Below are 22,082 nucleotides of genomic sequence, written 5' to 3' on the forward strand. Positions count from 1 at the left end.
CAGCGCTATTCCTGGCCGGCGGCGGCCGGACTGGCCCGACCGTCCCTGCGCCGCTCGGCGGCCTGCGGTGCCGGTGCTGCGGGGCGGCGGCGGACCAGCCAGAACGCGCCGCCGGCCACGGCGAACGTCAGCAGGACACCCAGCACGCCGGAGAGCCCGGTGGAGAGGAACTCGTTGTCGAGGCCCGCGATGCCGTAGTCGGCCAGCGGACCGCCGATCTCGTGCTCCTTCTCCTGCTGCGCCGGGCAACTGCCGCCGGTGATCTCGTCGTCCGCGTCAAAGGTGCAGCCCTCGCGCAGCGACGAGTCCAGCCCGTCCGGGTGCGGTGAGGCGAAGTTGCTCACCACGCCGGCCAGCAGCAGGGCGACGAGCAGGCCGCCGACGATGAAGCCCCACTTCCTCACCGGACACCTCCGACGGCCGGGACGGCGGCCGGGGCTGCCGGTTTCAGGGCGCGTAGCGCGTACACCAGGTCGGGTCGTACCCTCGCCACGGTGACCACCGTGGTGGCGGTGATCAGGCCCTCGCCGATGCCGATGAACAGGTGGGTAACGGCCATCGTGCCGGCCAGCCCGGTCAGGTTGCCGCCGAGGTCGGTGGTGCCGCCGAGCCAGTACTGCAACACGAAACCCATCGCCGCGACGACCACGCTGACAAGCGCGGCGACGAAGGCGGTGACGGCCAACCCGGCGCTGGTACGCGGCAGCACCCGCAGCAACAGCGCGATCAGCAGGTACGCCACTGCGACGCCGATCACGGCCATGTTGGTGATGCTGAGCCCGAGCATGGCCACCCCGCCGTCGCCGAAGACCAGCGCCTGCACGACAAGCACCACCGCGATGCAGAGTGCGCCGACCCAGGGGCCGACCAGCATCGCGGCGATCGCCCCGCCGAGCAGGTGGCCGCTGACCCCGGCGGTGAAGATCGGGAAGTTGAGCATCTGCACGGCGAAGATGAACGCCGCGACCAGGCCGGCCATCGGGGCCAACCGGTCGTCCAGGTCATGGCGACCGCGCCGGACGCAGACCGCCATCGCCGCCAATGCGATCACCGCGAAGGCCGCGGCGACCGGACCGTTGATGATTCCGTTGGAGATGTGCATGGCCAGGATTTCCACGTGACCTCCCACGTGCGGGCGGGCCCGCGCTCGCCGACGAGGACGAGCCTATTTCCCGTCATAGGCTGTTGCCAATATCTGGCAACAGCGGACCTGTGTCCGCGTCGATCGATGGCCGGAGGCGGCAGTAGGGTGGGTGCCATGACCGCACCCGCTCGCCTCTCCCCCGGCGACCCGGCCCCCGAGTTCACCCTGCCCACCGACGCCGGCGGGCAGCTCGCCCTGGCCGACCTGCGCGGCCGCAAGGTGATCCTGTACGCCTACCCGGCCGCGATGACCCCCGGCTGCACCAAGCAGGCCTGCGACTTCCGCGACTCGCTCGCCTCGCTACAGGCTGCGGGCTACGAGGTGGTCGGCATCTCGCCGGACAAGCCGGAGAAGCTGGCGAAGTTCCGCGAGCACGACGCGATCACCTTCCCGCTGGTCGCAGACACGGACAAGGCGGTGCTCACCGCCTACGGGGCGTACGGCGAGAAGCAGTCCTACGGCCGCACCGTCACCGGCGTGATCCGCTCGACGTTCGTCATCGACGAGGACGGCAAGATCGAACGGGCGCTCTACAACGTCAAGGCCACCGGTCACGTCGCCAAGCTCCGCCGCGACCTCGGCCTGGACTAGTCGGTGTGCCCTGGACCAGTCGGTGTGCAGTTGCGGCGGGTGGTCCCGTGAGCAACGTGCCGGGCTTAACAGGGTCAGCACCCGACACTCTAGAATCATCGGGGCTGGCGGGAGTGGCGTAATGGCAGCCGCGGTAGGTTTAGGTCCTATTGTCCGAAAGGACGTGGGGGTTCGAATCCCCCCTCCCGCACCACACTGCCCTGTCGCGAGCATCACGATCACGGGCGGTCGACTCAGCCTCCGGCGATGATGAGCGCCGTGAGCCTGCGCTTCGTCCTCGACCCCGAGCTGACCCCTGAGCTGCGTACCGCGATCGTCGCGCTCTGGGTCGACGTCACAAACGCCGGCGGCGCGGTCGGCTTCGTGGCTCCGGTCACCGCCGAGCAGGTACGCACGATCGCCGACCCGACGCTTGCCGGCATCGCGGACGGCCCGGACCGGCTGCTGCTCGGATACGACGGCGACCGGCTGGCGGCCATGGCGATCTTCACCGATCCACGGTTCCACCTGAAGCCGCACCTGCGGGTGCTGACCCGGGTGATGGTCCACCCCGACACGCAGGGGCGTGGCTTTGGCGAGGCGCTCATGCGCGAGGCCGAGCGGGTTGCCCGCGACCTGGGGCTGGCGGCGTTGCACGTGACCGTGCGGGACGGGTTGGGGCTGGACCGGTTCTACCTGCGGCTCGGCTACCGCGAGGTGGGGCGCTGGCCGGGTGCGCTCCGGCTCGCCCCCGGCGACGACCGCGACGAGGTGCTCATGTGGCTCGACCTGACCGGAGAACCCAGCGGTCGTCGGTGACTGCCGTCAGCCGCAGCCCGCAGCCGGCGCCGCAAGCGGGTCGGCCGCCGCAAGCGTCGCACCACCCTCACCCGGGCCCGTTGCCGAGGGCGTGGGATCGGCGCTCGTGATGCTGGTGGAGGGCGTGGGATCGGCCGTCGCGCTGGCGCTCGGCTTCGGGCTGGCGCTCGGCTTCGGGCTGGCCGAGGAGAGCCGGGACGGTGCCGCCGACGCCGGTGCTCCGCCGTACATGCGGACCGTGCTGCGCTGGACCTCGCCGGGGGCCATCCGGATGCCGGTGGCGGTGACCCGGTGCCCCTGGGTGTCGGTGACCCGGATCTGGTACGGGCCGGGACCGGCACCCGAGTCGATAAGCCAGTAGTTGTAGCTCTCCCGGCTGGCCGAACGCCATCCGCCCGAGCTGCCCTGGCGCACCTCGACCGAGCGCAACGGGTTGCCGTGCCCGGCGACCAGGACGGCGAACCAGTACTGCGACGCGCCCTCCTTGATCCGGAAGGTGAGCGGGCCGGTCAGCGGCGGGTCGACCACCAGGCGGTAGCTGACCTTGACGATGCCCTGCACCGGATCGGCGATCCGGGCGAACGCCTCCCGGGACAGGTCGATGTGGCCGGGGGCGCACTCCGGGCACTGGTCCATGACCATCACGCGGATCTTGCCCTTCGGCCCGGTCACGTCGAGATATCCGCCGCAGGCGGCGCCGTCGGCGTACTCGCTCGGGCCGAGCGCGACGTAGCGCCGGTCGGCGGGTGCGGCGGGATAGGAGCAGTTCCCGCCCTCGCCCTTCGAGTCGTAGAAGGTGGCCTTGCCCTGCTGCGTCTCGCCGGCGGCGGGCGGCGCGAGCAGCGCACCGGCGGCGGGCAGCGCGCTGCCGGGGCGGGGCGGGGCGGCGCACGCGGGCGCGGCACCCGAGCGCAGGGCGAGGGTGAGCCCGAGAACTGTGGCGAGCGCGGCCACGGCCCCGCCGGCCAGCCAGCGGCTCCGGTGGGAACGCTTGGCTGCTGTCCGCGCGGCGGGGCCGTCCGTACCGTCGGTCACGTGCACTGATGCTGCCGGACCGGGCCCGTGCCGGACAAGCCAGCTAAGCGAAAGCTAAGACTAGGTCAATTCCACCTCGTCGCCGACCCGCATCCGGCCATGCTCCAGCGGCAGCAGGTTCAACCCGAACAGGAGCTTGCGGCCGATGTTGCGGCGCCGGGCCAGGGCGCGCAGCGGCTCCTGCCCGCGTACCCCCGTCTCCTGGTCGACGGTGGTGACCAGGCAGCGGGCCGACGGCCCGGCGGCGCGGAAGGCCACCCCGCCGATCCGCAACGGCCGCCCCACCCAGTCGTCCTCCGCCCAGGCGGGAGCGCCGTCGACCACCAGGTTGGGCCGGAACCGGGCCATCGGCACCGGCCGTGCGCCCGCGTCGAAGAGTGCGGCCAGCGACGCGGTGCTGGTCAGCAGCACCGGGTACGCGTCGGCGAAGCTCACCTCGTCGCCGGGGTCGTACTCCTTGTCGCCGAGGCGGACATGCCGGCTCGGCCGAGCCAACCAGACCAGCCGGACCGGCCGGCCCAGCACCGCGCCCAGCCAGGCGTCGGCGACCGGGCCGGCGGGCAGCGCGTCGACCCGCAGCGGTCGCCGGCGGAAGGTGCGTACCCGCACCGGAACGACACCGTCCGGCTCGGACACCAGCAGGTCCCGGTGGCCCTCGGCGCGCAGCAGCAGACCACCGGGGACCGGCTCGGGTCGTACCCGGACCAGCTCGGTGGTCTCCCGCTGGGTCACGCCGACCCCGTCGGCGTCGACGATCATCCAACGCCGGTCGCCGGCCAGCCCCCATGGCGCCACCGCGACCGCGTCGTGGTCGAGCCCCCGGCAACCCTTGATCGGGTACGTGTTGATCGCGTTCAGCCGCACCCGGCTACCATGCCACGCCGATTCCGTCACCCGGGTACCAGTGATTGGCCGGGGTCTCCCGGTAGGCAAGGAACCGACGGCCGGTGGCCTCGGCGTGCTTGGCCAGCACGTTGGTGTGGGTGACGTTGTCGGTGAGCAGCATCGCGCCCGGGGCCAGCTTCGCCTCGACCGCCTCGAATTCGCGCCGCTCGTAGCCTCGACTGTGGTCGCTGTCGTGCAGGAACAGGTCGACCGGCCGGTCCAGCGCGCCGATCGACTCGACCGAATCCCCGATGACCAGGTCGATCACGTCCGACCAGGGTGCGGTGCGGGCCAGGTAACCGGCCTCCGGGTTGATGTCGATGGAGCTGACCCGGCCCGGATGACCCTCGGCCGCGTTGCGTAGCAGGGCGGCGGCCAGTACGCAGCTACCCAGCCCCTTGTCCACACCGGTCTCCACGATGTGCCTCGGGCGGCGGGCACGCACGATCGCGTACCAGCCGATCCGGCGGGCGTACCGGACCTGCTTGTCGGCCAGCCCGCGACGCGCAGCCGAGGCGGTGGCGGTGGCGACGTGCCGGCGCAGCTCGTCATTCGACTCGATCTCGTCCAGGTAGTCACGGACCTGCCCGACCGGCAGGTCACACACCACGCTGACGAACCAGGCGAGGTGACTGCGGCTGAGCCGGGTCAGCTCGTACGTGTAGTTGTGATGTTCCCGGGAGGCGACCAACCAGCGGGCCGAGACCCGCAGCACCTTGGCGTCGTAACGGGCGACGGTGGCCAGGCGTTTCGGAAAGGCGGCAACAGGGGCGAGGCGCGTACGGGCCAGCGCCCGACGCAGCTTGACGGCGTCCACGGCGAGGTTTTACCAGACCGAGGGAAACATCGGGGTAACAAACTGTCCTGCTCTGCCTGAACTCGCTACCTAGGGCCCCGCCGCAAACATGAAATCAGTAGCATCACCGCCATGTCGACGAGTGGAGAGCAGGCGGGGGGCGGCAGCGCTCCGAATGCCGTTCTGCCCACGGGCGGCAGCGACGAACCCACGGGGACATCAAGCGCGCCGGCCGGTAAGCCGCGCCGCCGCTGGCTCCGGGTCACGCTGATCAGCCTGCTGGTGTTGGCGCTGATCGGCCTAAGCGGTGTGGTGGCTGGCGGCTTCTATCTGAAGTCGGTCGAGTCGGAAATCGACCGGGTCGACGCCTTCGACGGCGTGCCGGAGGAGAGCCGGCCCGAGGTGGTCGCCAGGGGCGCGTTGAACATCCTCATTCTCGGCAGCGACTCCCGCGATCCGGAGAACACCACAGGCTCACGGACCGACACCATCATCCTGGCGCACATCGCGAAGGACCGCTCCGGCGCGCAGTTGGTCTCGATTCCGCGTGACACCTGGGTTCCGGTCCCTCGGTCGAAGGAGGGTCGCGGCGGCCGAGAGGCAAAGATCAATGCGGCGTACGCCTGGGGTGGTGTGCCCTTGATGGTGCAGACCGTGGAGGAGTTCACCAAGATTCGAGTCGACCACGTGATGATGGTGGACTTCGCCGGCTTCAAGGAGATCATCGACGCCCTCGGCGGCATCGACATCGAGTCGGAGAAGGAGTTCACCTCGATCCACCCGCCTTTTCGGACGTTCCGAGAGGGAAGGCAGCGGATGGACGGCGACGCCGCACTCGACTACTCCCGACAGCGTAAGCAGTTCGCCGACGGTGACTTCAGCCGAATCCGGCACCAGCAACAGGTGATCAAGGCGGTGCTGGACCAGGCTGCCTCCGGCGGCATCCTGACCAATCCCAGCAGGCTGAATTCCTTTGTCCGGGCAACGTCGAGCGCAGTTTCCGTCGACAAGGAGATGTCCCTGGTGGACATGGCGATGGAGCTTCGTGGCCTGCGCGGCAACAACTTGACCTTCATGACCAATCCGACCAGGGGAACCGGTCGGGTCGGCAGTGAAAGCGTCGTCTTCGCGGACGAGGACAAGGCCGACTCCTTCTACGATGCGGTGCGTCGAGATGCGGTGCCGGAGATCCTCCGCCTCGGGAAGTAGGCGTCAGTTGCCGAACACGCCCCTTCCGGCCGCGGGGCAGTCACACGCGACGGCCTCCGACGGTCGGCCCGGCCTCGACGTGACCACGGTGCTGCCGTACGCCGGTTCCCGGGCTTCGACCCGCACCCGGTCACTGCGTGCCTGGATGCTGACCGCGCCGGTCGACATCGCCGCGCTGCTCGCCCCGTTCGCCGTAAGCCAGCAGTACGGGCGCGGCACGCTGGCGATGGCCGCGCTGACGGTGGCCATCTTCGCCACGGGTGGGCTCTACCGCGCCCGCCGGCACGTGAGCATCCTCGACGAACTGCCCGGCCTCTGCGGCCGGCTGTTGGCCGCCGCGGCGGCGGTCGTCATCATCGCGGCACTGCGGCACGACTCTTCGGAGTACGTCGGCGGATTCATCCGTCAGCTGGCCCTCTCCGTCGTCCTGGTGATCGTCGGACGAGTGCTCACCCGGGAGTTTGCCACCCTCGCCCGCAGTCGTCGCTGGGTGGAGCACAACGCGATCATCATCGGCAGCGGTCCGACCGCCGTGGAACTCGCCCGGTTGCTGCGTCGCTATCCGCGATACGGGCTGCGGTTCGTCGGGCACGTCGACAGCGCCGCGCCGGTGGCCTCGTCCCCGGCTCCCCTGATCGGCACGCTCGACCAACTCGGGCAGTTGGTCCGACTAACCGAGTGCGACGTGTTGATCATCGCCGAGCCGCGGTGCCCGGACCTGGCGTTGATGGAACTCCTCCGCCAGCCGCCGGTGGCCGGCTGCGACCTCTGGGCGGTGCCCCGCATCTGGGGATCCCGGCAATACGACGACCACATCGGCGCGATCCCGATCGTCAAGGTCGGAGACATGACGCTCTCCGGTCCACACTGGGCGCTCAAACGCGCCTCTGACGTTGCCTTCGCCGGGTTGGCGCTGCTGCTGTTGAGTCCGCTCCTGCTGCTCTGCGCCATCCTGACCTTCCTCGACGGCGGGCGCGGCGTCTTCTTCCGCCAGGAGCGCATCGGTCGGCACGGTAAACCATTCCACATCGTCAAGTTCCGCACGATGCGGCCGAGAGACGAGCGCGAGTCCCAGACGAATTGGTCGATCGCCCACGACTCGCGGGTCTCCCTGATCGGGCGCTTTCTGCGCCGTACGTCCCTGGACGAGCTGCCCCAGCTATGGAACATCCTGCGGGGCGAGATGAGCGTGGTGGGTCCCCGGCCGGAGCGGCCGTACTTCGTCGAGAAGTTCTCCGCCGAATACCCGAGTTACGCCATGCGCCACCGGGTCCCGGTGGGGCTGACCGGACTGGCCCAGGTCAGCGGCCTGCGCGGCGACACACCGATCTCCGACCGGGCTCGGTTCGACAACTACTACATCGAGAACTGGTCGCTGTGGCTGGACGTGAAAGTGCTGCTGCGGACCGTGGCCGAGGTCTTACGCGGCGGTGGCCGCTGAGCGGTCGACGCTCAACCGAATGCTTGGAGAAGAATCCGAATGCCGGACGTTTCGGTGGTCATCCCGACCACAGGCAGGCCCAGCCTCGCGGACGCGGTCGGGTCGGCGCGTGCCCAACACGGGGTTTCCGTGCACGTGGTGGTGGTCTGCGACCTGACCGAGATACCGGCGAGCGTGTCGGGCATGCGCAGCCAGATCGATGACATCGTCTGCACCGGCGGCGGTCGACGCGGCTCGTTCGCGCGCAACCTCGGGGTCCAGCACGCCGCGGCCGGCAGCCACGTCGCGTTTCTCGACGATGACGACTCCTGGTTGCCGGGTAAGCTCACCACTCAGCTACCCGTCCTGGAACGACTGGCCGAGCAGGGTTGGCGGCCGATCGTGTCCTCGCGGACGCTGCAACGCAAGGCAGGTGCCACTCCCCTGCCGACCCCGGTACCAACCGAGCTGATCAGCGACGGCGCGCTGCCCGAGGACTACCTCTTCCGTCAGCGCCGCCTCGGCCTCGGCCGTCAGTCGCTGGCCACGTCGACGCTGCTCACGACGCTCGACCTCGCCACCGAGTGTCGCTGGGACGAGTCGTTGCCACGACACCAGGATTGGGACTGGCTGGTCCGGGCGGCTCGGCTGCCCCGGGCGAAGATCGTGCAGGTCGAGGAGGCTACGACCATCTACACGGTGGGCAGTCCCGGTTCGATCTCGGCCAGCGCCGACTGGCGTACCTCATGGGACTGGGCGCGGCGCTGGGAGGGGACGTGGGCTCCCGAGACCTTCGCCGACTTCGTCGCGGCCCAGACCCTCCGGTACGCCTTACAGGCCCGGGATTCCGACGGGGTCCGGGAGATGCTGCGCGCCATCCGGCGCAACTCGCTGCCGTCGGCCCCCAACGCCGTCCTGGCGGCGCTCGGGCTCGTGCCACGCTCCGCCCTCGAACGCATCGCGATGCGCGGTTCCCGGACCAACGGCGACGCCGACATGCGCCCGACGGGCGGGGCACGCTGATGCGCGTGCACCTCGTACTGCCCCAGATGACTCCCCTGTACGGCATGGAACTGGCGGCCGCACTGCTGATGCGGGGCCTGCGTGCCCAGGGTGTCGAGGTGTCCGGCACCGTCCTGTCGGGCGCGGTGCCGGCCACCCTGGACGATCTGGCGGTTGATTCGCTCGGGCTGGGTACCCGGATCACCCGCCTGATGGAGGCCGTACCGCCACTGCGACGCCGGCTGCGGGCGCTGCCGGCGGACGTGCGGATCGTGGCGAGCGGCCTGTGGGGCAGTGTCCCGGTCGGCGCGGCCCTGGCTGGCTCGGGCCGAGGCTACATCGCTTGGGAACACTCGTTGCTGCCGGAACGGCTGCGCATCGACGGCCGCGTCCGTACGCTCGCCCGGCTGGCTCGCACCAAAGGGCTCCGACCCGGGCTCGTGGTCGCCGTCTCCGACGGGGTCGCGCGGACCGTGCGGCAACTCGCTCCCGGGCAACGGGTGGTGACGATCACCAATCCGCTGCCGCTCGGCCCGTTCGTCGGTCCCCGCGCCGTCGCCGACCCCGGGCGGATCAAGCTGCTCACCACGGCCGCGTTCCGCCCGTACAAGAACCATTCCGGTGCGCTCGAAGCGCTCGCCGTGCTTCCCGAGAACTACCATCTCACCCTCGCTGGGGACGGCGAGGAACGCGAGCTGCTGCACGACAAGGCGCGCACGCTCGGGTTGACGCACCGTGCCAAGTTCCTGGGACGGGTGCCGGGGGTGGCCCGACTCCTCGCCGAGTCGGACCTGCTGGTACACCCGTCCCGCGCCGAGACCTTCGGATTCAGTCTCGTGGAGGCGGCCGAGGCCGGGCTGCCCGTCGCCGCCCTGCCGGTGCCCGCTCTGGACGAGATGATCCCGACGTTCGTACCGGGTGCGCTGGCGGCGGAGACCACTCCGTCGGCGCTCGCCGCCGCCATCGTGCACCTGACCGGCGCGGGACGCCCCACTCTCGCGGACTTCGAGAAGGCCCGGAACGCACGGGCGGCGGCACTGGATCCCGCCGAGGTGAGCCGCCGGTGGGTGGAGGCGTTGACGTGACGGCGGTGGGGAGCGCCGGCCGGACCGCCGACGAGCAGGACGAGCAGCCCGTGCATGCGACGGCCCGGCGCCGACCGCCCGGTGACGGTTTCCTACGCAAGTCGGGCACGTTCTTCGCCGGCACGTTGCTGCGTACGCTGGCACAGGGCGCGCTTTTCGTGCTGCTGGCCCGGGAGATGCCGCTCGACACGTACGGTCTGTTCGTCGGTGTCACAGCGCTGGTCGCGGTGGTCTCCCCCTTCGCCTCGGCGGGTGCACCGAGCCTGATCATGCAGAACCACGCGGACTCGCCGGCCGACTGGCCCCGGCACCTGGCCCGTGGTCTGTTCCTGTCCACGATCTTCGGTACCGCCGCCACGGTGCTGGTGACGGCCGCGAGCCTGGCCATCTGGGGTGCCCACGTCAGCCTCGTCGACCTGCTCTGTCTCGCCTTCGCCGACCTGGTCGCCTGGCGGCTCATCGAGGCCGTGGCCGCGTCGATCCAGGTCCGGGGGCGGGTGCTGCTCGCCGCGCTCGTCCCGGCCCTGCTGCACATCGGTCGACTGGCCGGGGCCGTGGCTCTGGCAGGCGCGGCGGGACCGATCACGCTGCACGACTGGGCGCTGACCTCCGCCGGGATCTCCGTAGTCATGTGCCTGCCGGTGATCCTGGGCGGGCTGTGGGGTGCCGGCCGGGGCACGATCAACTTCCGGGGCTCGTTGCGCCAGACCCGGATGGGGATGCTCTTCGCGGTCGGGCTCTCGGCCCAATCGGTCTACAACGACGTCGACAAGGTCATGCTGTCCCGGCTGGGCACCCCGGAGAGCGCCGCCATCTACGCCGCGGCCTACCGGGTCGTCGATCTGGCGTACACCCCGGCCCGGTCGATGAGCGCGATCGCCTATCCCCGGTTCTTCGAGGCGGGAGGGCACGGCGCACGGGAGACGCTACGGCTGGCCCGTGGTCTGCTTCCCCGCTTCCTGACGTTCAGCGTGCCGGTGAGCCTGCTGCTGGTCGCGTTCGCCTGGATGATGCCCCTGGTGTTCGGGCCGGACTTCGAGGCGGCCATCCCGGCGTTGCAGGGGCTGAGCGCGCTGCTGGTGCTGAAGTCGCTGCACTACCTGGCCGCGGACGCGCTGTCCGGGGCTCGGTTGCAGGGACGGCGGACGGTCTGCCAGATCGCCATCGGTGTGCTCAACATCGTGCTGAACCTCTGGCTGATCCCCGCCTACGGTTGGCAGGGCGCTATCGTCTCCAGCCTGGTGTGTGACGCGCTCCTCGCGCTACTCCTCTGGGGATGCCTCGCCGCCGCCGTACATCGCGACCCAGCCGTCGCCTCCACCTCGGCACGTTCCACGGAAAGGGTCTAGGGTGACCACACTTTTCGGTCTCCTGCTGAGCGCCGGCGGCCTCGCCGTCGCCGGATGGCTGATCTACACGCGACGCGCCGTCGCCGCCGCCTTCGGCGGCAGCAAGCTGGCCATCGCGATCATCGGGTTCGCGGTCCTCGCGAACGCCGCGCCCGCCATCGCCGGCGACCATTCGTCGGCCCTCATCGGTCTGCTGGTACTGGCACTGGTCGGCTGGTTGCTGATCGTCCGGCGCGGCCGGCTGCGCGGGCCTGTCGACATCTGGCGACGCTGCTGTCTCGCGCTGGCCGGCGCGCTGCTCGTCTGGTGTCTCGCCGTGGACCTCATCTCCGGCTCCGGCGTGTACGGGTCGAGGATGATGGCGTACGCTGCCGCCGGACTACTGCTGCTCGCGGCCTGGTTGCTGGGTGCCAGCGGCACGGTGAGCCTCGCTGCGATGGCCTACACCGGGCTGGCCGTCCTGTCGGTGCTGACCATCCCGACCGCCGGCTCCGGGCAGGCGTGGCGGGCCTGCACCGACGGGCAGTTGGAGAAGTGTTCGCTGGCCGGGGCGCTGTTCAAGAGCTTCTACGACTCCGAGAACTACATCGCCCTGATCACCTCGTTCACCCTGGTCGCCGCCGTCTGCGCGGTGCGTGGCGTAGCGCGAGCGGCGGTGGTGGCGTTCTGCCTGCTGGTCATCGTCGCCACCGGTTCCCGGACCAGCTACCTCGCGCTCGCCGCCGTGGCCTGCTGGATGCTCGGCGCCCTGCTCATCGAGCGGCGGCGGGCGTACCATCGGATCAACCTCTTCCTCTGCCTGGCGCTGGCCGTCGGGGCTGCGGCCACCGCCACCTTCCTGACCTGGGCCGCGTCCAAGACCACCCTGAGCAACCGCGGCAACATCTGGATCCACGTCCGGGAGTACATCGCCGGCTCGGAGGGCACCGGCGTCGGCGTCTCGAAGTGGTACTACCTGCGGGATGTCGGCGAGGCACCGCACCACTTCTTCCACTCCGGCTACGTCCTGGCCATCTTCTCCGGCGGGTTCGTCGCGCTGACCCTGTTCGCTCTTCTGTTGGCCACGCTGCTGCGGGCACCGGTGGTCGACGGCCGCGCCTTCTCCGCCAAGGCGCCGATGGCACTCTTCGTGATCTACTCGTTCACCGAGGTCGTCTGGAATCCGCTCTCGGTCGATGGCCTGACCTGGATCTTCGTCCTGATGGTGTACACCGCGTCCACGTCGGTGCCGCCCACCGCCGGCCCGGTCGTCGTCGTACCGGGACAGCCGGCTGCCGGGTCGGAGCGGTCAGCCCTTGCAGCGGAGCCTGCTGCCGACGGAGCGGGACTGGCCCGGCTCCGCCGCCTGGTCGGCGGGCACGGCGCCGGCCGGGCCAAGACAGATGCGCGAGACTGAGCGGCCGGCCCACCCAACCTCGACCGTGGCATTCCGTCCGGACATCCAGGGGCTGCGGGCCTTCGCCGTCGTGGTGGTGATCCTGGAACACGTCTTCCGCTGGCCAGCCGGCGGTTTCCTCGGCGTCGATGTCTTCTTTGTCATCTCCGGCTTCCTCATCACCGGCCTGCTGCTCACCGAACATGAGCGGACCGGCCGCATCTCGTTCGCGGACTTCTACCGTCGCCGCGTCCGGCGGATCCTGCCGCTGGCGATGCTGGTCCTGGCGAGCGCGTATCTCGCGGCGTCACTGCTCTTCCTCGGCGACCGGGTCCGCGCCATCGCCGGGGACGCCCTCTGGGCCGGGCTCTTCGCCGCCAACTGGCGCTTCGCCCTCGTCGGCACCGACTACTGGCAGAACGACGGTCCCATCTCACCGCTTCGGCACTACTGGTCGCTGGCGGTGGAGGAGCAGTTCTACCTCGTTTGGCCGGTGCTCCTGGTGCTGGTGCTGGGGCTCGCCGTCCGGTCCGGTCGGGGTGGACGGTCCCGGTGGGCGGTGGGCGGCGTGCTGACGGTCGTCGTTCTCGCTTCGGCCGGGTTCGCCCTCTGGGAGACCCAGCACCGTCCCATGGTGGCCTACTTCTCGACCTTCTCCCGCGCCTGGGAACTGGGGATCGGGGCGCTACTGGCGGTGGCGGTGCCGCTGCTGGCCCGCATCCCGGCAGCGGTCCGGCCCGCGTACCAGTGGCTGGGGTTGCTCGGTCTGCTCGTCTCGGTCTTCATCATCAGCCCGCAAACCCCGGTTCCGGTGCCGGGTACCATCCTGCCGGTGCTCTCGACGGCGCTAGTCATCGCCGGCGGGGTGGGCGGGCAGCGGTTGATGTCTCCCCTGACCAACCGGGCCGTACGCTACGTCGGCGACATCTCCTACTCGCTCTACCTGTGGCACTTCCCGCTGCTCGTGCTGATCGGTGCCGCCCTGCCCACGGGCGGATCGGGCACGCTGCTGCTCACGATCGGCGGCACGATCGCCCTTTCGGTGCTCTCCTACCACCTGGTGGAAAATCCGATCCGCCGGTCGTCGTGGTTGGAGCGCCGGACAGCGGGGATGCCACGCCGGTGGAGCGCGCCGATGCTCCTCCGGTGGGGCACCGGCCTGGTGGCCCTGACCGCCACGGTGGCCACGGTGGCCACGACGGCTCTCCGCCCGCCGTCCCAACTGCCGGTGGAGACGGCGGTGGTCACCTCGAAGGACGAACTGGCGGCGCAGATCCGCTCGGCGTTGACCGCCGTCGACTGGCCGGTGCTGACACCTCCCCCCGGTGAACTGGGCCGGGCGGGCTTCAATCCGGGCGACGGGCAGGGCTGCCGGCCAGCGACCCCGGACGGCAACGACTGCGCCGGTACGACACCACGCGCCGGCAGGTTGGCCCTGGTCGTCGGCGACTCCATAAGCACCGCCTGGCTGCCGCTGGTCCGGAGCGTCCTGGAACCGGCGGGCTGGTCGGTCAAGGACCTGACGTACGCGGGCTGCCCATTCCTGGCCTCGGCCACGGTTTCCCCGATCGCGAGCATCACCCGGGCCTGTCCGGGGCACCGGCAGACGGTTCGCACCCTGATCGAGGACCGCAGACCCGACCTGGTGATCGTGAGCAACGCGTATCGCCAACGGTTCGTCCGCAGCGGTGGGAACCCGTCACACTCCGAATGGGAGCAGGGTGCCCAAGCCGCCAAGGAACACTGGCTCGCGGCGGCGAAGCGGGTCGTCGCCCTGCAACCGCCACCCCTCGGTCTCGACCCGAAGACCTGCATCACCCGCCTGTCGACCCCAGCTGACTGCGTCTCCACGCTCACCGACGAATACCACTCGTATGCCGAGGTCGACCGGCGGGTCTGGGCCGGGAAGCGCTCCCGGCACATCGCCACCACGGACTGGTTCTGCGACTCCGGACACTGTCCGATCTTCGTCGGCGGGGTCGTGGTCCGCCGCGACGGAAACCACCTCACCGCCGAGTACGCCCGCAAACTGACCCCGCTGCTGGCGGAGGCCCTGGCACCGATCCTCGACAGCGCTATGGACTGATCACCCGGACGCGGCTACCGGGCGCTCGGGCGACGCAGGAACAGGACCAACGCGACGATCCCGCCGACCAGTGCAACACCGGCGACGACCAGCAACGGCACCGCCCAGCCGGGCCGGGAGGACTTCTCCCCACCTGCCGAGGCGGCGACCGCGGTCTCGTGGTAGACCTGCGCCAGCAGGTTCGTCGGCGAGCGCTCTGCGGCCTCACCGAACCGCGCCGCGGCCTCCGCCTCGGCACCGGCGAAGTAGGCGTCGAGCCCGCTGCGGTAGAGCTGGTCCGGCTCGCCGAGCCCGTTCTGCACCCCGGCGGCCTCGATCAGCCCGGTGATCCGCGACATCGGCACCACCACGCGGTTCGGCCGGTCGCGCTGCAACAGGTCGTTGTCGAGCATCCCGACCACCTTGCCCTGCGCATCGATCACGATGCCTCCCCGCGAGGAAGCACCGACATCTTCGCTGACCCGGTAGACCGACGACTCGATGTCCACCTCGGTCACCTCGACCGGCTTGGACAGTACGCCGTACTCGGCCGAGCGGTAGTCGGTGTCGCTGGTGCCGTATCCGAGCACCCGCAACGGCGTCCCGGCCGCAATCGTGGCGGAAGTGTTCAGTTCAGCGGCGGGCAGGCTGCCCTGGTCGAGCTTGACCAGCGCCAGGTTGCCCTCCTCAAGGGTGAGCGCCCGGACCACGGTGCCGGCGATCGCCGGGCTGGCGGTGAGGTTGCCCTTGGCCACGTTCAACTGTCCGTACAGCGTCGCGTCCGGTTGCGAGCCCGGATCCTCACCGGTGAAGACCGTGGTTCGCGTCCGGGCCCGGACATAGCCGCTCACCTCGCCGGCCTTCAACTTGCCCTCGTCGACGAGGGTGTTGGCCAGGGCGCCGAGCGCGTGCTCGATCATGATTTCCGGGGTGGGCTGCACGCACTGAGCGTTGGTGAGGACGTGCCCGTCGTGATTGACCACGAAGCCGCTACAGCGGCGGCTGAAGGTGAACGACTCCGGGTGCAGCAGGGTGTCGTTCTGCTTGTCGCGGACGTACCCGGTGAGCACGGCCTCCAGGAAGACCATCGAGGGTGCGGCCGTGGCCAGGGCACGTTCCTCCGGGCTGCGCGGCGTCACCTCCGCCCAGGGTTTGAGGCCGGGCAGGGGTGGGGGCACGGCCGCCGATGGAGTGGCGGCCGGGTCGACGCTCGGCGGGTCCTGCGGTCCGCTGGCCGCGATGGCCCAGACACCGGCGCCACCACCGATCGCCGCCAGGCCGAGCAGCGCGGCGACCGCGAGCCAGAGGCCGGTCCGCCGTTTCGGTGGCGCCGAGGGCGCGATCCGCCGACCGGATGCCACGAAGGGGTCGGCGGGTGCGAGCGCCAACCCGTTCTCGTCCACGGCGGGACCGGTGGCCGGCGCGGCCGGCCCAAAGGCACCCGACGTCGGCACACCCGAAGCCGGCGCAGGCGAGACGGCATATGGAGACGGTGAGACCGGCTGCGGCGGACCCGACACGGCGTGCGGCGGACCCGACACCGACTGCGGCGGACCCGACACGGCGTGCGGCGGACCCGACACGGCGTGCGGCGGACCCGACACCGACTGCGGCGGACCCGACACCGACTGCGGCGGACCCGACACCGGCGGCGCAGTGCCGGGGGGCACCGGTTGGTACTCCACACCAAGCGATTGGAGCAGGGTCTCCGCGCCACGGCCTGCCTCTGCGGCGTACGCCACCCAGGGTGCGGCGGCCGAGAAGTCGGCGTAGGTGAAGGGCGTGCCGCTCTGCGCCAGGGAGTTCGCGATTCCGGCGAAGGCGTCCCGCCAGCCGGGGGTTGCCGCCACGGTGGCGTCCAGCACGGCCACCGTCACGAAACGGCCCTGCTGGTCGAGCGCCGCCCATGCTTTGCCGACCGGCGACCCGCCCAGCAGGTGGGTGTACCGGTAGGGGCCGTCCGGCTGCATGCACAACTCCTCTGCTCGACCGCCGTGCGGATCCTACCGAGCCGTCGCATGTCACCCGGACCACCGACCCCCCGCACTCCGGGTAATCAGCACGAAGTCGCAGCTCAGCAACGGTCCAGTGTGGATTTCCGCGACATCTTGCCTGGTGAAAGTTTTTATGCATAGAGTCAGGGTGTGAATGAACGAGCTGCCATGGCGCCGACCGAGCGGGTCGTCGGCCTGTTCGACGGGGTGCGGCTCACCCCCACGCAACGCCGCATCGCGCACTGCCTGGTGCAGCACGCGCCCAGAATCGGCTATCTCTCCGCCGCCGAGGTCGCCGAGCTGGCCGGGGTCAGCCAGCCGTCGGTCACCCGGTTCGCGGTGGCCCTGGGCCACGACGGCTATCCCGCGCTGCGCCGCCGGCTGCGCGAGCTGACCGCCGCCGCACCCGGCCCGGTCCCCGCCGGCAACGAACTCCAGCAGGCGGTACGCGCCGAGATCGGCAACCTGGACCGGCTGGCCGAGCAGCTCGCCGACCGGGAGCGGATCGCCGAGACCGGGCGGCTGCTCGCCGCCAGTCGCCCGCTGCCGGTGCTCGGCCTGCGCGCCGCCGCCCCGCTGGCCGCGTACTTCGCCTACTTCGCCGCCAAGGTGCACCCGGACGTGCGGGTGCTCGACGACGGCGGCAGCCTGCTCGCCGACCGCCTCGAACAGGCCGCCGAGGCCGGGGCGCGGGCGCTGCTCGCCTTCGTGCTGCCCCGCTACCCCCGGGAGACCCTGGACGCGCTCTGCGAGGCCCGCACCGCCGGGCTGACCGTGGTCGCCATCACCGACTCGCCGGTCAGCCCGGCGACCGAGCACGCCGACGTGGTGCTGCCCGCCGCAGTCGGCGCGCAACTGGTCTTCGACCTGCACACCGCCCCGATGACCCTGGCCATGGTGCTGCTCCAGGCGATCTGCGACGCCGCTCCGGCCGAAACCCAGCGCCGGCTGGAGGCGTTCGAAGCCTCGGCCGCCCGTCGTCAGTTGTTCCTCGGTTAGGAGGAGACCCGCAATGACGCAATCCACCCAGGCCGCGCCCGGACCCGTCCGTGCCGCGCGGGGCACCGAACGCACCGCCCGCGGCTGGCCGCAGGAGGCCGCCCTGCGGATGCTCATGAACAACCTCGACCCGGAGGTCGCCGAGCGCCCCGACGACCTGGTCGTCTACGGCGGCACCGGCAAGGCCGCCCGGGACTGGCCGTCGTACCACGCCCTGGTGCGTACGCTTACCGACCTGCGCGACGACGAGACCATGCTTGTGCAGTCCGGCCGCCCGGTCGGGGTGCTGCGCACCCACGAGTGGGCACCACGGGTGCTGCTGGCCAACTCCAACCTGGTCGGCGACTGGGCCACCTGGCCGGAGTTCCGCCGGCTGGAGCAGCTCGGCCTGACCATGTACGGCCAGATGACCGCCGGCTCGTGGATCTACATCGGCACCCAGGGCATCCTCCAGGGCACCTACGAGACCTTCGCCGCCGTCGCGGAGAAGCTCGCCGGCACCCGTGGTGACGGGCAGCCGGGCAGCGGCGGCACCCTGGCCGGCACGTTGACGCTCACCGGCGGCTGCGGCGGGATGGGTGGCGCCCAGCCCCTCGCGGTGACCATGAACGGCGGCGTCTGCCTGATCGTGGACGTGGACCGCAGCCGGCTGGAACGCCGGGTGCACGACCGGTACCTCGACGAGATCGCCGACTCGCTCGACGACGCGGTGCAGCGGGCCCTCGCCGCGAAGCGGGATCGTCGGGCACTCAGCATCGGCGTGGTGGGCAACGCCGCCACCGTCTTCCCCGAGCTGCTGCGTCGGGGCGTACCGATCGACGTGGTCACCGACCAGACCAGCGCCCACGACCCGCTGTCGTACCTGCCCGAGGGGGTGGAGCTGGCCGACGCCCGGGAGTACGCCACCGCCAAGCCGGCCGAGTTCACCGACCGGTCCCGGGCGTCGATGACCCGGCAGGTCGAGGCGATGGTGGGCTTCCTCGACGCCGGTGCCGAGGTCTTCGACTACGGCAACTCGATCCGGGGCGAAGCCAAACTCGGCGGGTACGAGCGCGCCTTCGACTTCCCCGGCTTCGTGCCGGCGTACATCCGACCGCTGTTCTGCGAGGGCAAGGGGCCGTTCCGGTGGGCGGCGCTCTCCGGCGACCCGGCCGACATCGCCGCCACCGACCGGGCCATCCTCGACCTGTTCCCGGAGAACGAGTCCCTCGCGCGGTGGATCCGGCTGGCCGGCGAGCGGGTCGCCTTCCAGGGCCTGCCGGCCCGGATCTGCTGGCTCGGCTACGGCGAGCGCGACAAGGCGGGCGTACGGTTCAACGAGATGGTCGCCGCCGGCGAGCTGAGCGCGCCCGTGGTGATCGGCCGGGACCACCTCGACTGCGGCAGCGTGGCCAGCCCCTACCGGGAGACCGAGGCGATGGCCGACGGCTCCGACGCGATCGCCGACTGGCCGCTGCTGAACGCGCTGGTCAACACCGCCAGTGGCGCCTCCTGGGTCTCCCTGCACCACGGCGGCGGGGTCGGCATCGGCCGCTCCATCCACGCCGGCCAGGTCTGCGTGGCCGACGGCACCGCGCTGGCCGGCCAGAAGATCGAACGGGTACTCACGAACGACCCGGCGATGGGAGTGATCCGGCACGTCGACGCCGGGTACGACGCGGCGAGCGCAGTCGCCGCCCGCACCGGCGTCCGCGTCCCCATGACCGAAGGAAGGGCCCCTTGTTAACGCATACGGTAGAGGAAGGGCCCCTTCTTAACAGGTTCCGCCAGCTCTGGGACGAGATCGCGCCGATCGGCCGCGACGAGCACAGCGGCGGCTACCTGCGGTACGCGCTCACCGAGCCGGAACTGCGGCTGCGGGAGTGGTTCCGGGAGCAGGCCGACACCCGGGGCATGCCGGTCACCGAGGACGGCAACGGCAACCTGTTCGCCTGGTGGGGCGACCCGGACGCCGGCAACGCGGTGCTGACCGGCAGCCACTTCGACTCGGTGCCGCACGGCGGGGCGTACGACGGGCCGCTGGGCATCGTCAGCGCCTGGCTGGCCGTGGACGAATTGCGGGCGGCCGGTGTGACGCCGACCCGTCCCCTGGTCGTCGGCGCGTTCGTCGAGGAGGAGGGAGCCCGGTTCGGCGTACCGTGTCTGGGGTCGCGGCTGCTCACCGGGCAGCTTCCCGCCGACCGCGCGGCCGCGCTGCGCGACGCGGCCGGGGTCAGCTTCGCCGAGGCGCTGGGCGGGCGGCCGGCGGGGCCCGATCCGGCGCTGCTCGGCCGGCTCGCCGCCTTCGTGGAGCTGCACGTCGAGCAGGGCCGGGCGCTTGTCGACCAGGCCGCGCCGGTCGCGGTGGCCAGCGCGATCTGGCCGCACGGGCGCTGGCGCTTCGACTTCACCGGCGAGGGCAACCACGCCGGTACGACCCGAATGGTCGACCGCCGCGACCCCATGCTGACGTACGCCTTCACGGTGCTCGCCGCCAACAAGGAGGCCCGGCTGCGCGACGCCCACGCCACCGTGGGTCGGGTGGCCGTGGAGCCGAACGCGACAAACGCCATCCCGTCCCGGGTCACCGGCTGGCTGGACGCCCGGGCCGCCGAACCGGAGACGCTTGCCAGACTGGTCGAGGCGGTACGCGCCAAGGTCGCCGAACGGGCCCGCCGCGACGGCACCCGGGTCACCCTGACCGAGGAGTCGGCGACCCCGCTTGTGGCGTTCGACGGTGGGCTGGCCGACCGGCTGGCGGACCTGCTGGCGGCACCGGTGCTGCCCACCGGGGCCGGACACGACGCGGGAGTGCTTGCGGCACACGTGCCCACCGCGATGATCTTCGTCCGTAACCCGACCGGGGTGTCGCACTCCCCCGCCGAGTCGGCCACCGACGCCGACTGTGCCACCGGGGTGGCCGCCCTGGCCAAGGTGCTGGCGGAGCTGACCGCGTGACCGCCGATCGTTGGCTCGCCGAGTACGCCTGGCTGCCCGGGCAGGCCGCGCCGACCCCGGACGTGCTGATCGAGACGGCCGACGGCCGGATCACCGGGGTCACCCCGTTGACGCCGGCCGGCCGCCCCGACGCCGGGGTCGACGTGCTCGCCGACGCGGTCCGGTTGCCGGGGCTGACCCTGCCCGGCCTGGCCAACGCCCACTCACACGCCTTCCACCGGGCACTACGCGGGCGTACCCATGACGGGCGCGGCGACTTCTGGAGCTGGCGCGACCGGATGTACGCCGTCACCGGCCGCCTCGACCCGGATTCCTACCTGGCGCTGGCCCGGGCGGTGTACGCCGAGATGGCCCTGGCCGGGATCACCTGCGTCGGCGAGTTTCACTACCTGCACCACGGCCCGGGCGGCACCCCGTACGACGACCCGAACGCGATGAGCGCGGCGCTGGTCGAGGCGGCGACGCAGGCCGGCATCCGGCTCACCCTGCTGGACGCCTGCTACCTGACCGCCTCCGTGGAGGGCCAGCCGCTGGCCGGGCCGCAGCGACGTTTCGGCGACGGCGACGCGCTGCGCTGGGCGGACCGGGTAAGCGCCTTCACCCCCGCCGGGGAGCACGTCCAACTCGGCGCGGCGATCCACTCGGTGCGCGCGGTACCGGCCGAGCAGCTCGCTGCGGTGGCCGGCTGGGCGCAGCGGCACGACGCCCCGCTGCACGTACACCTCTCGGAGCAGCCCGCCGAGAACGACGCCTGCCGGGCGGTGCACGGTCGCACCCCGACCCGGCTGCTCGCCGACCACGGCGCGCTGGGCCCGTCCACCACTGCGGTGCACGCCACCCACCCGACCAGCGGCGACGTGAGCCTGCTCGGGGAGAGCCGGACCGGGGTCTGCCTCTGCCCCACCACGGAACGCGACCTCGCCGACGGGATCGGCCCGGCGCGCCGGATGGCCGACGCCGGCATTCCGCTCAGCCTGGGCAGCGACAGCCACGCCGTGATCGACCCGTTCGAGGAGGCCCGCGCGGTGGAGTTGGACGAACGGCTGCGGACCCGTAAGCGGGGCCACTTCACCCCTGCCGAGCTGTTGACCGCCGCCGGCGTCGCCGGGCACGCCGCGCTGGGCTGGGCCGACGCCGGCCGGATCGCGGTCGGTGACCGCGCCGACCTGGTCACGGTGCGGCTGGACAGCGTACGCACCGCCGGGGTGAGCCCGGCCGGCGCCTGGTTCGCGGCGAGCGCGGCCGACGTCAGCCAGGTGGTGGTGGACGGCCGGGTGGTGGTGCGCGAAGGTCGGCACCTGACCGTCGACGTACCGCACGAACTCGCCACCTCGATCGCGGCGGTGAGCGCGTGAGCGCGAGGAGTGAGCTTGCGAGCCCCGCAGTCGTGAACAAAAG

The 22,082-nt window shown here is 71.3% G+C and carries 19 protein-coding genes and 1 tRNA gene; 14 read left to right on the forward strand and 6 right to left on the reverse strand.

Going from position 1 to position 22,082, the window contains the following annotated elements:
• Positions 1–5: 5 nt before the first annotated feature.
• Both AC507J_RS28285 and AC507J_RS28290 read right to left on the reverse strand, forming a co-directional pair.
• Positions 6–404: a PDGLE domain-containing protein gene (locus tag AC507J_RS28285; RefSeq protein ID WP_496292858.1), complete on the reverse strand. Its 399-nt coding sequence runs from the start codon at positions 402–404 to the stop codon at positions 6–8.
• Positions 401–1,117 carry an energy-coupling factor ABC transporter permease gene (locus AC507J_RS28290; protein WP_496292860.1) on the reverse strand — a complete coding sequence of 239 codons (717 nt, stop codon included), beginning with the start codon at positions 1,115–1,117 and terminating at the stop codon, positions 401–403. Before AC507J_RS28290 ends, AC507J_RS28285 begins: the two co-directional genes overlap by 4 nt.
• Positions 1,118–1,258: 141 nt before the next feature.
• On the opposite strand from AC507J_RS28290, the gene bcp reads away from it, so the two are divergent.
• The 3 genes from bcp to AC507J_RS28305 all read left to right on the forward strand — a co-directional run bounded on the left by bcp (position 1,259) and on the right by AC507J_RS28305 (position 2,533).
• Positions 1,259–1,735: a thioredoxin-dependent thiol peroxidase gene (gene bcp / locus AC507J_RS28295; RefSeq protein WP_496292862.1), complete on the forward strand. Its 477-nt coding sequence runs from the start codon at positions 1,259–1,261 to the stop codon at positions 1,733–1,735.
• Positions 1,736–1,842: 107 nt separating this feature from the next.
• A tRNA-Leu gene (locus AC507J_RS28300) sits at positions 1,843–1,928 on the forward strand.
• Between the two features lie 65 nt (positions 1,929–1,993).
• Entirely contained in the window at positions 1,994–2,533 is a 540-nt protein-coding gene (locus tag AC507J_RS28305) for a GNAT family N-acetyltransferase (protein ID WP_496292915.1), read from the forward strand.
• A gap of 6 nt (positions 2,534–2,539) precedes the next feature.
• On the opposite strand, the gene AC507J_RS28310 is transcribed toward AC507J_RS28305, so the two are convergent.
• Genes AC507J_RS28310 through AC507J_RS28320 form a run of 3 tightly spaced genes read right to left on the reverse strand, consistent with a single transcriptional unit; the run spans position 2,540 to position 5,270 of the window.
• Positions 2,540–3,568 carry an expansin EXLX1 family cellulose-binding protein gene (locus tag AC507J_RS28310; RefSeq protein ID WP_496292864.1) on the reverse strand — a complete coding sequence of 343 codons (1,029 nt, stop codon included), beginning with the start codon at positions 3,566–3,568 and terminating at the stop codon, positions 2,540–2,542.
• Between the two features lie 60 nt (positions 3,569–3,628).
• Positions 3,629–4,432, reverse strand: a complete 804-nt coding sequence (locus AC507J_RS28315; protein WP_496292866.1) for an MOSC domain-containing protein — start codon at positions 4,430–4,432, stop codon at positions 3,629–3,631.
• Positions 4,433–4,436: 4 nt separating this feature from the next.
• Positions 4,437–5,270, reverse strand: coding sequence for an O-methyltransferase (locus AC507J_RS28320; RefSeq protein WP_496292868.1), 834 nt, complete (start codon positions 5,268–5,270; stop codon positions 4,437–4,439).
• Positions 5,271–5,381: 111 nt separating this feature from the next.
• Between AC507J_RS28320 and AC507J_RS28325 the strand changes: the two genes are divergently transcribed.
• From AC507J_RS28325 to AC507J_RS28355, 7 genes are read left to right on the forward strand one after another with little or no spacing between them, the layout of a single operon-like run.
• The gene (locus tag AC507J_RS28325) at positions 5,382–6,458 is read left to right on the forward strand and encodes an LCP family protein (RefSeq protein ID WP_496292870.1); all 1,077 of its coding nucleotides are present in this window, start codon (positions 5,382–5,384) and stop codon (positions 6,456–6,458) included.
• 7 nt (positions 6,459–6,465) lie between these two features.
• Positions 6,466–7,899, forward strand: a complete 1,434-nt coding sequence (locus AC507J_RS28330; RefSeq protein WP_496292872.1) for a sugar transferase — start codon at positions 6,466–6,468, stop codon at positions 7,897–7,899.
• Between the two features lie 39 nt (positions 7,900–7,938).
• Positions 7,939–8,901 (forward strand): glycosyltransferase, encoded by a 963-nt coding sequence (locus tag AC507J_RS28335; protein WP_496292874.1) that lies wholly within the window; start codon positions 7,939–7,941, stop codon positions 8,899–8,901.
• Between the two features lie 26 nt (positions 8,902–8,927).
• Positions 8,928–9,965, forward strand: coding sequence for a glycosyltransferase (locus AC507J_RS28340; RefSeq protein ID WP_496292876.1), 1,038 nt, complete (start codon positions 8,928–8,930; stop codon positions 9,963–9,965).
• Positions 9,962–11,314, forward strand: coding sequence for a lipopolysaccharide biosynthesis protein (locus AC507J_RS28345; RefSeq protein WP_496292878.1), 1,353 nt, complete (start codon positions 9,962–9,964; stop codon positions 11,312–11,314). The genes AC507J_RS28340 and AC507J_RS28345 overlap by 4 nt, the downstream gene beginning before the upstream one ends.
• 1 nt (position 11,315) lies before the next feature.
• Positions 11,316–12,710: an O-antigen ligase family protein gene (locus AC507J_RS28350; protein WP_496292880.1), complete on the forward strand. Its 1,395-nt coding sequence runs from the start codon at positions 11,316–11,318 to the stop codon at positions 12,708–12,710.
• Between the two features lie 25 nt (positions 12,711–12,735).
• Entirely contained in the window at positions 12,736–14,775 is a 2,040-nt protein-coding gene (locus AC507J_RS28355; protein ID WP_496292882.1) for an acyltransferase family protein, read from the forward strand.
• 14 nt (positions 14,776–14,789) lie between these two features.
• On the opposite strand, the gene AC507J_RS28360 is transcribed toward AC507J_RS28355, so the two are convergent.
• Positions 14,790–16,724: a S1 family peptidase gene (locus AC507J_RS28360; RefSeq protein ID WP_496292884.1), complete on the reverse strand. Its 1,935-nt coding sequence runs from the start codon at positions 16,722–16,724 to the stop codon at positions 14,790–14,792.
• 192 nt (positions 16,725–16,916) lie between these two features.
• Here AC507J_RS28360 and AC507J_RS28365 point away from each other — a divergent pair, with 192 nt between their 5' ends.
• The 4 genes from AC507J_RS28365 to AC507J_RS28380 are packed head-to-tail and all read left to right on the forward strand — an operon-like array spanning position 16,917 to position 22,039.
• Positions 16,917–17,747 (forward strand): MurR/RpiR family transcriptional regulator, encoded by an 831-nt coding sequence (locus AC507J_RS28365; protein ID WP_496292917.1) that lies wholly within the window; start codon positions 16,917–16,919, stop codon positions 17,745–17,747.
• 13 nt (positions 17,748–17,760) lie between these two features.
• Positions 17,761–19,473 carry a urocanate hydratase gene (gene hutU, locus AC507J_RS28370; RefSeq protein ID WP_496292886.1) on the forward strand — a complete coding sequence of 571 codons (1,713 nt, stop codon included), beginning with the start codon at positions 17,761–17,763 and terminating at the stop codon, positions 19,471–19,473.
• The gene (locus AC507J_RS28375; protein ID WP_496292888.1) at positions 19,467–20,684 is read left to right on the forward strand and encodes an allantoate amidohydrolase; all 1,218 of its coding nucleotides are present in this window, start codon (positions 19,467–19,469) and stop codon (positions 20,682–20,684) included. Before hutU ends, AC507J_RS28375 begins: the two co-directional genes overlap by 7 nt.
• Entirely contained in the window at positions 20,681–22,039 is a 1,359-nt protein-coding gene (locus AC507J_RS28380; RefSeq protein WP_496292890.1) for a formimidoylglutamate deiminase, read from the forward strand. The genes AC507J_RS28375 and AC507J_RS28380 overlap by 4 nt, the downstream gene beginning before the upstream one ends.
• The last annotated feature ends 43 nt before the right edge of the window (positions 22,040–22,082 follow it).

The organism is Micromonospora sp. PRAS1 (assembly GCF_059553435.1).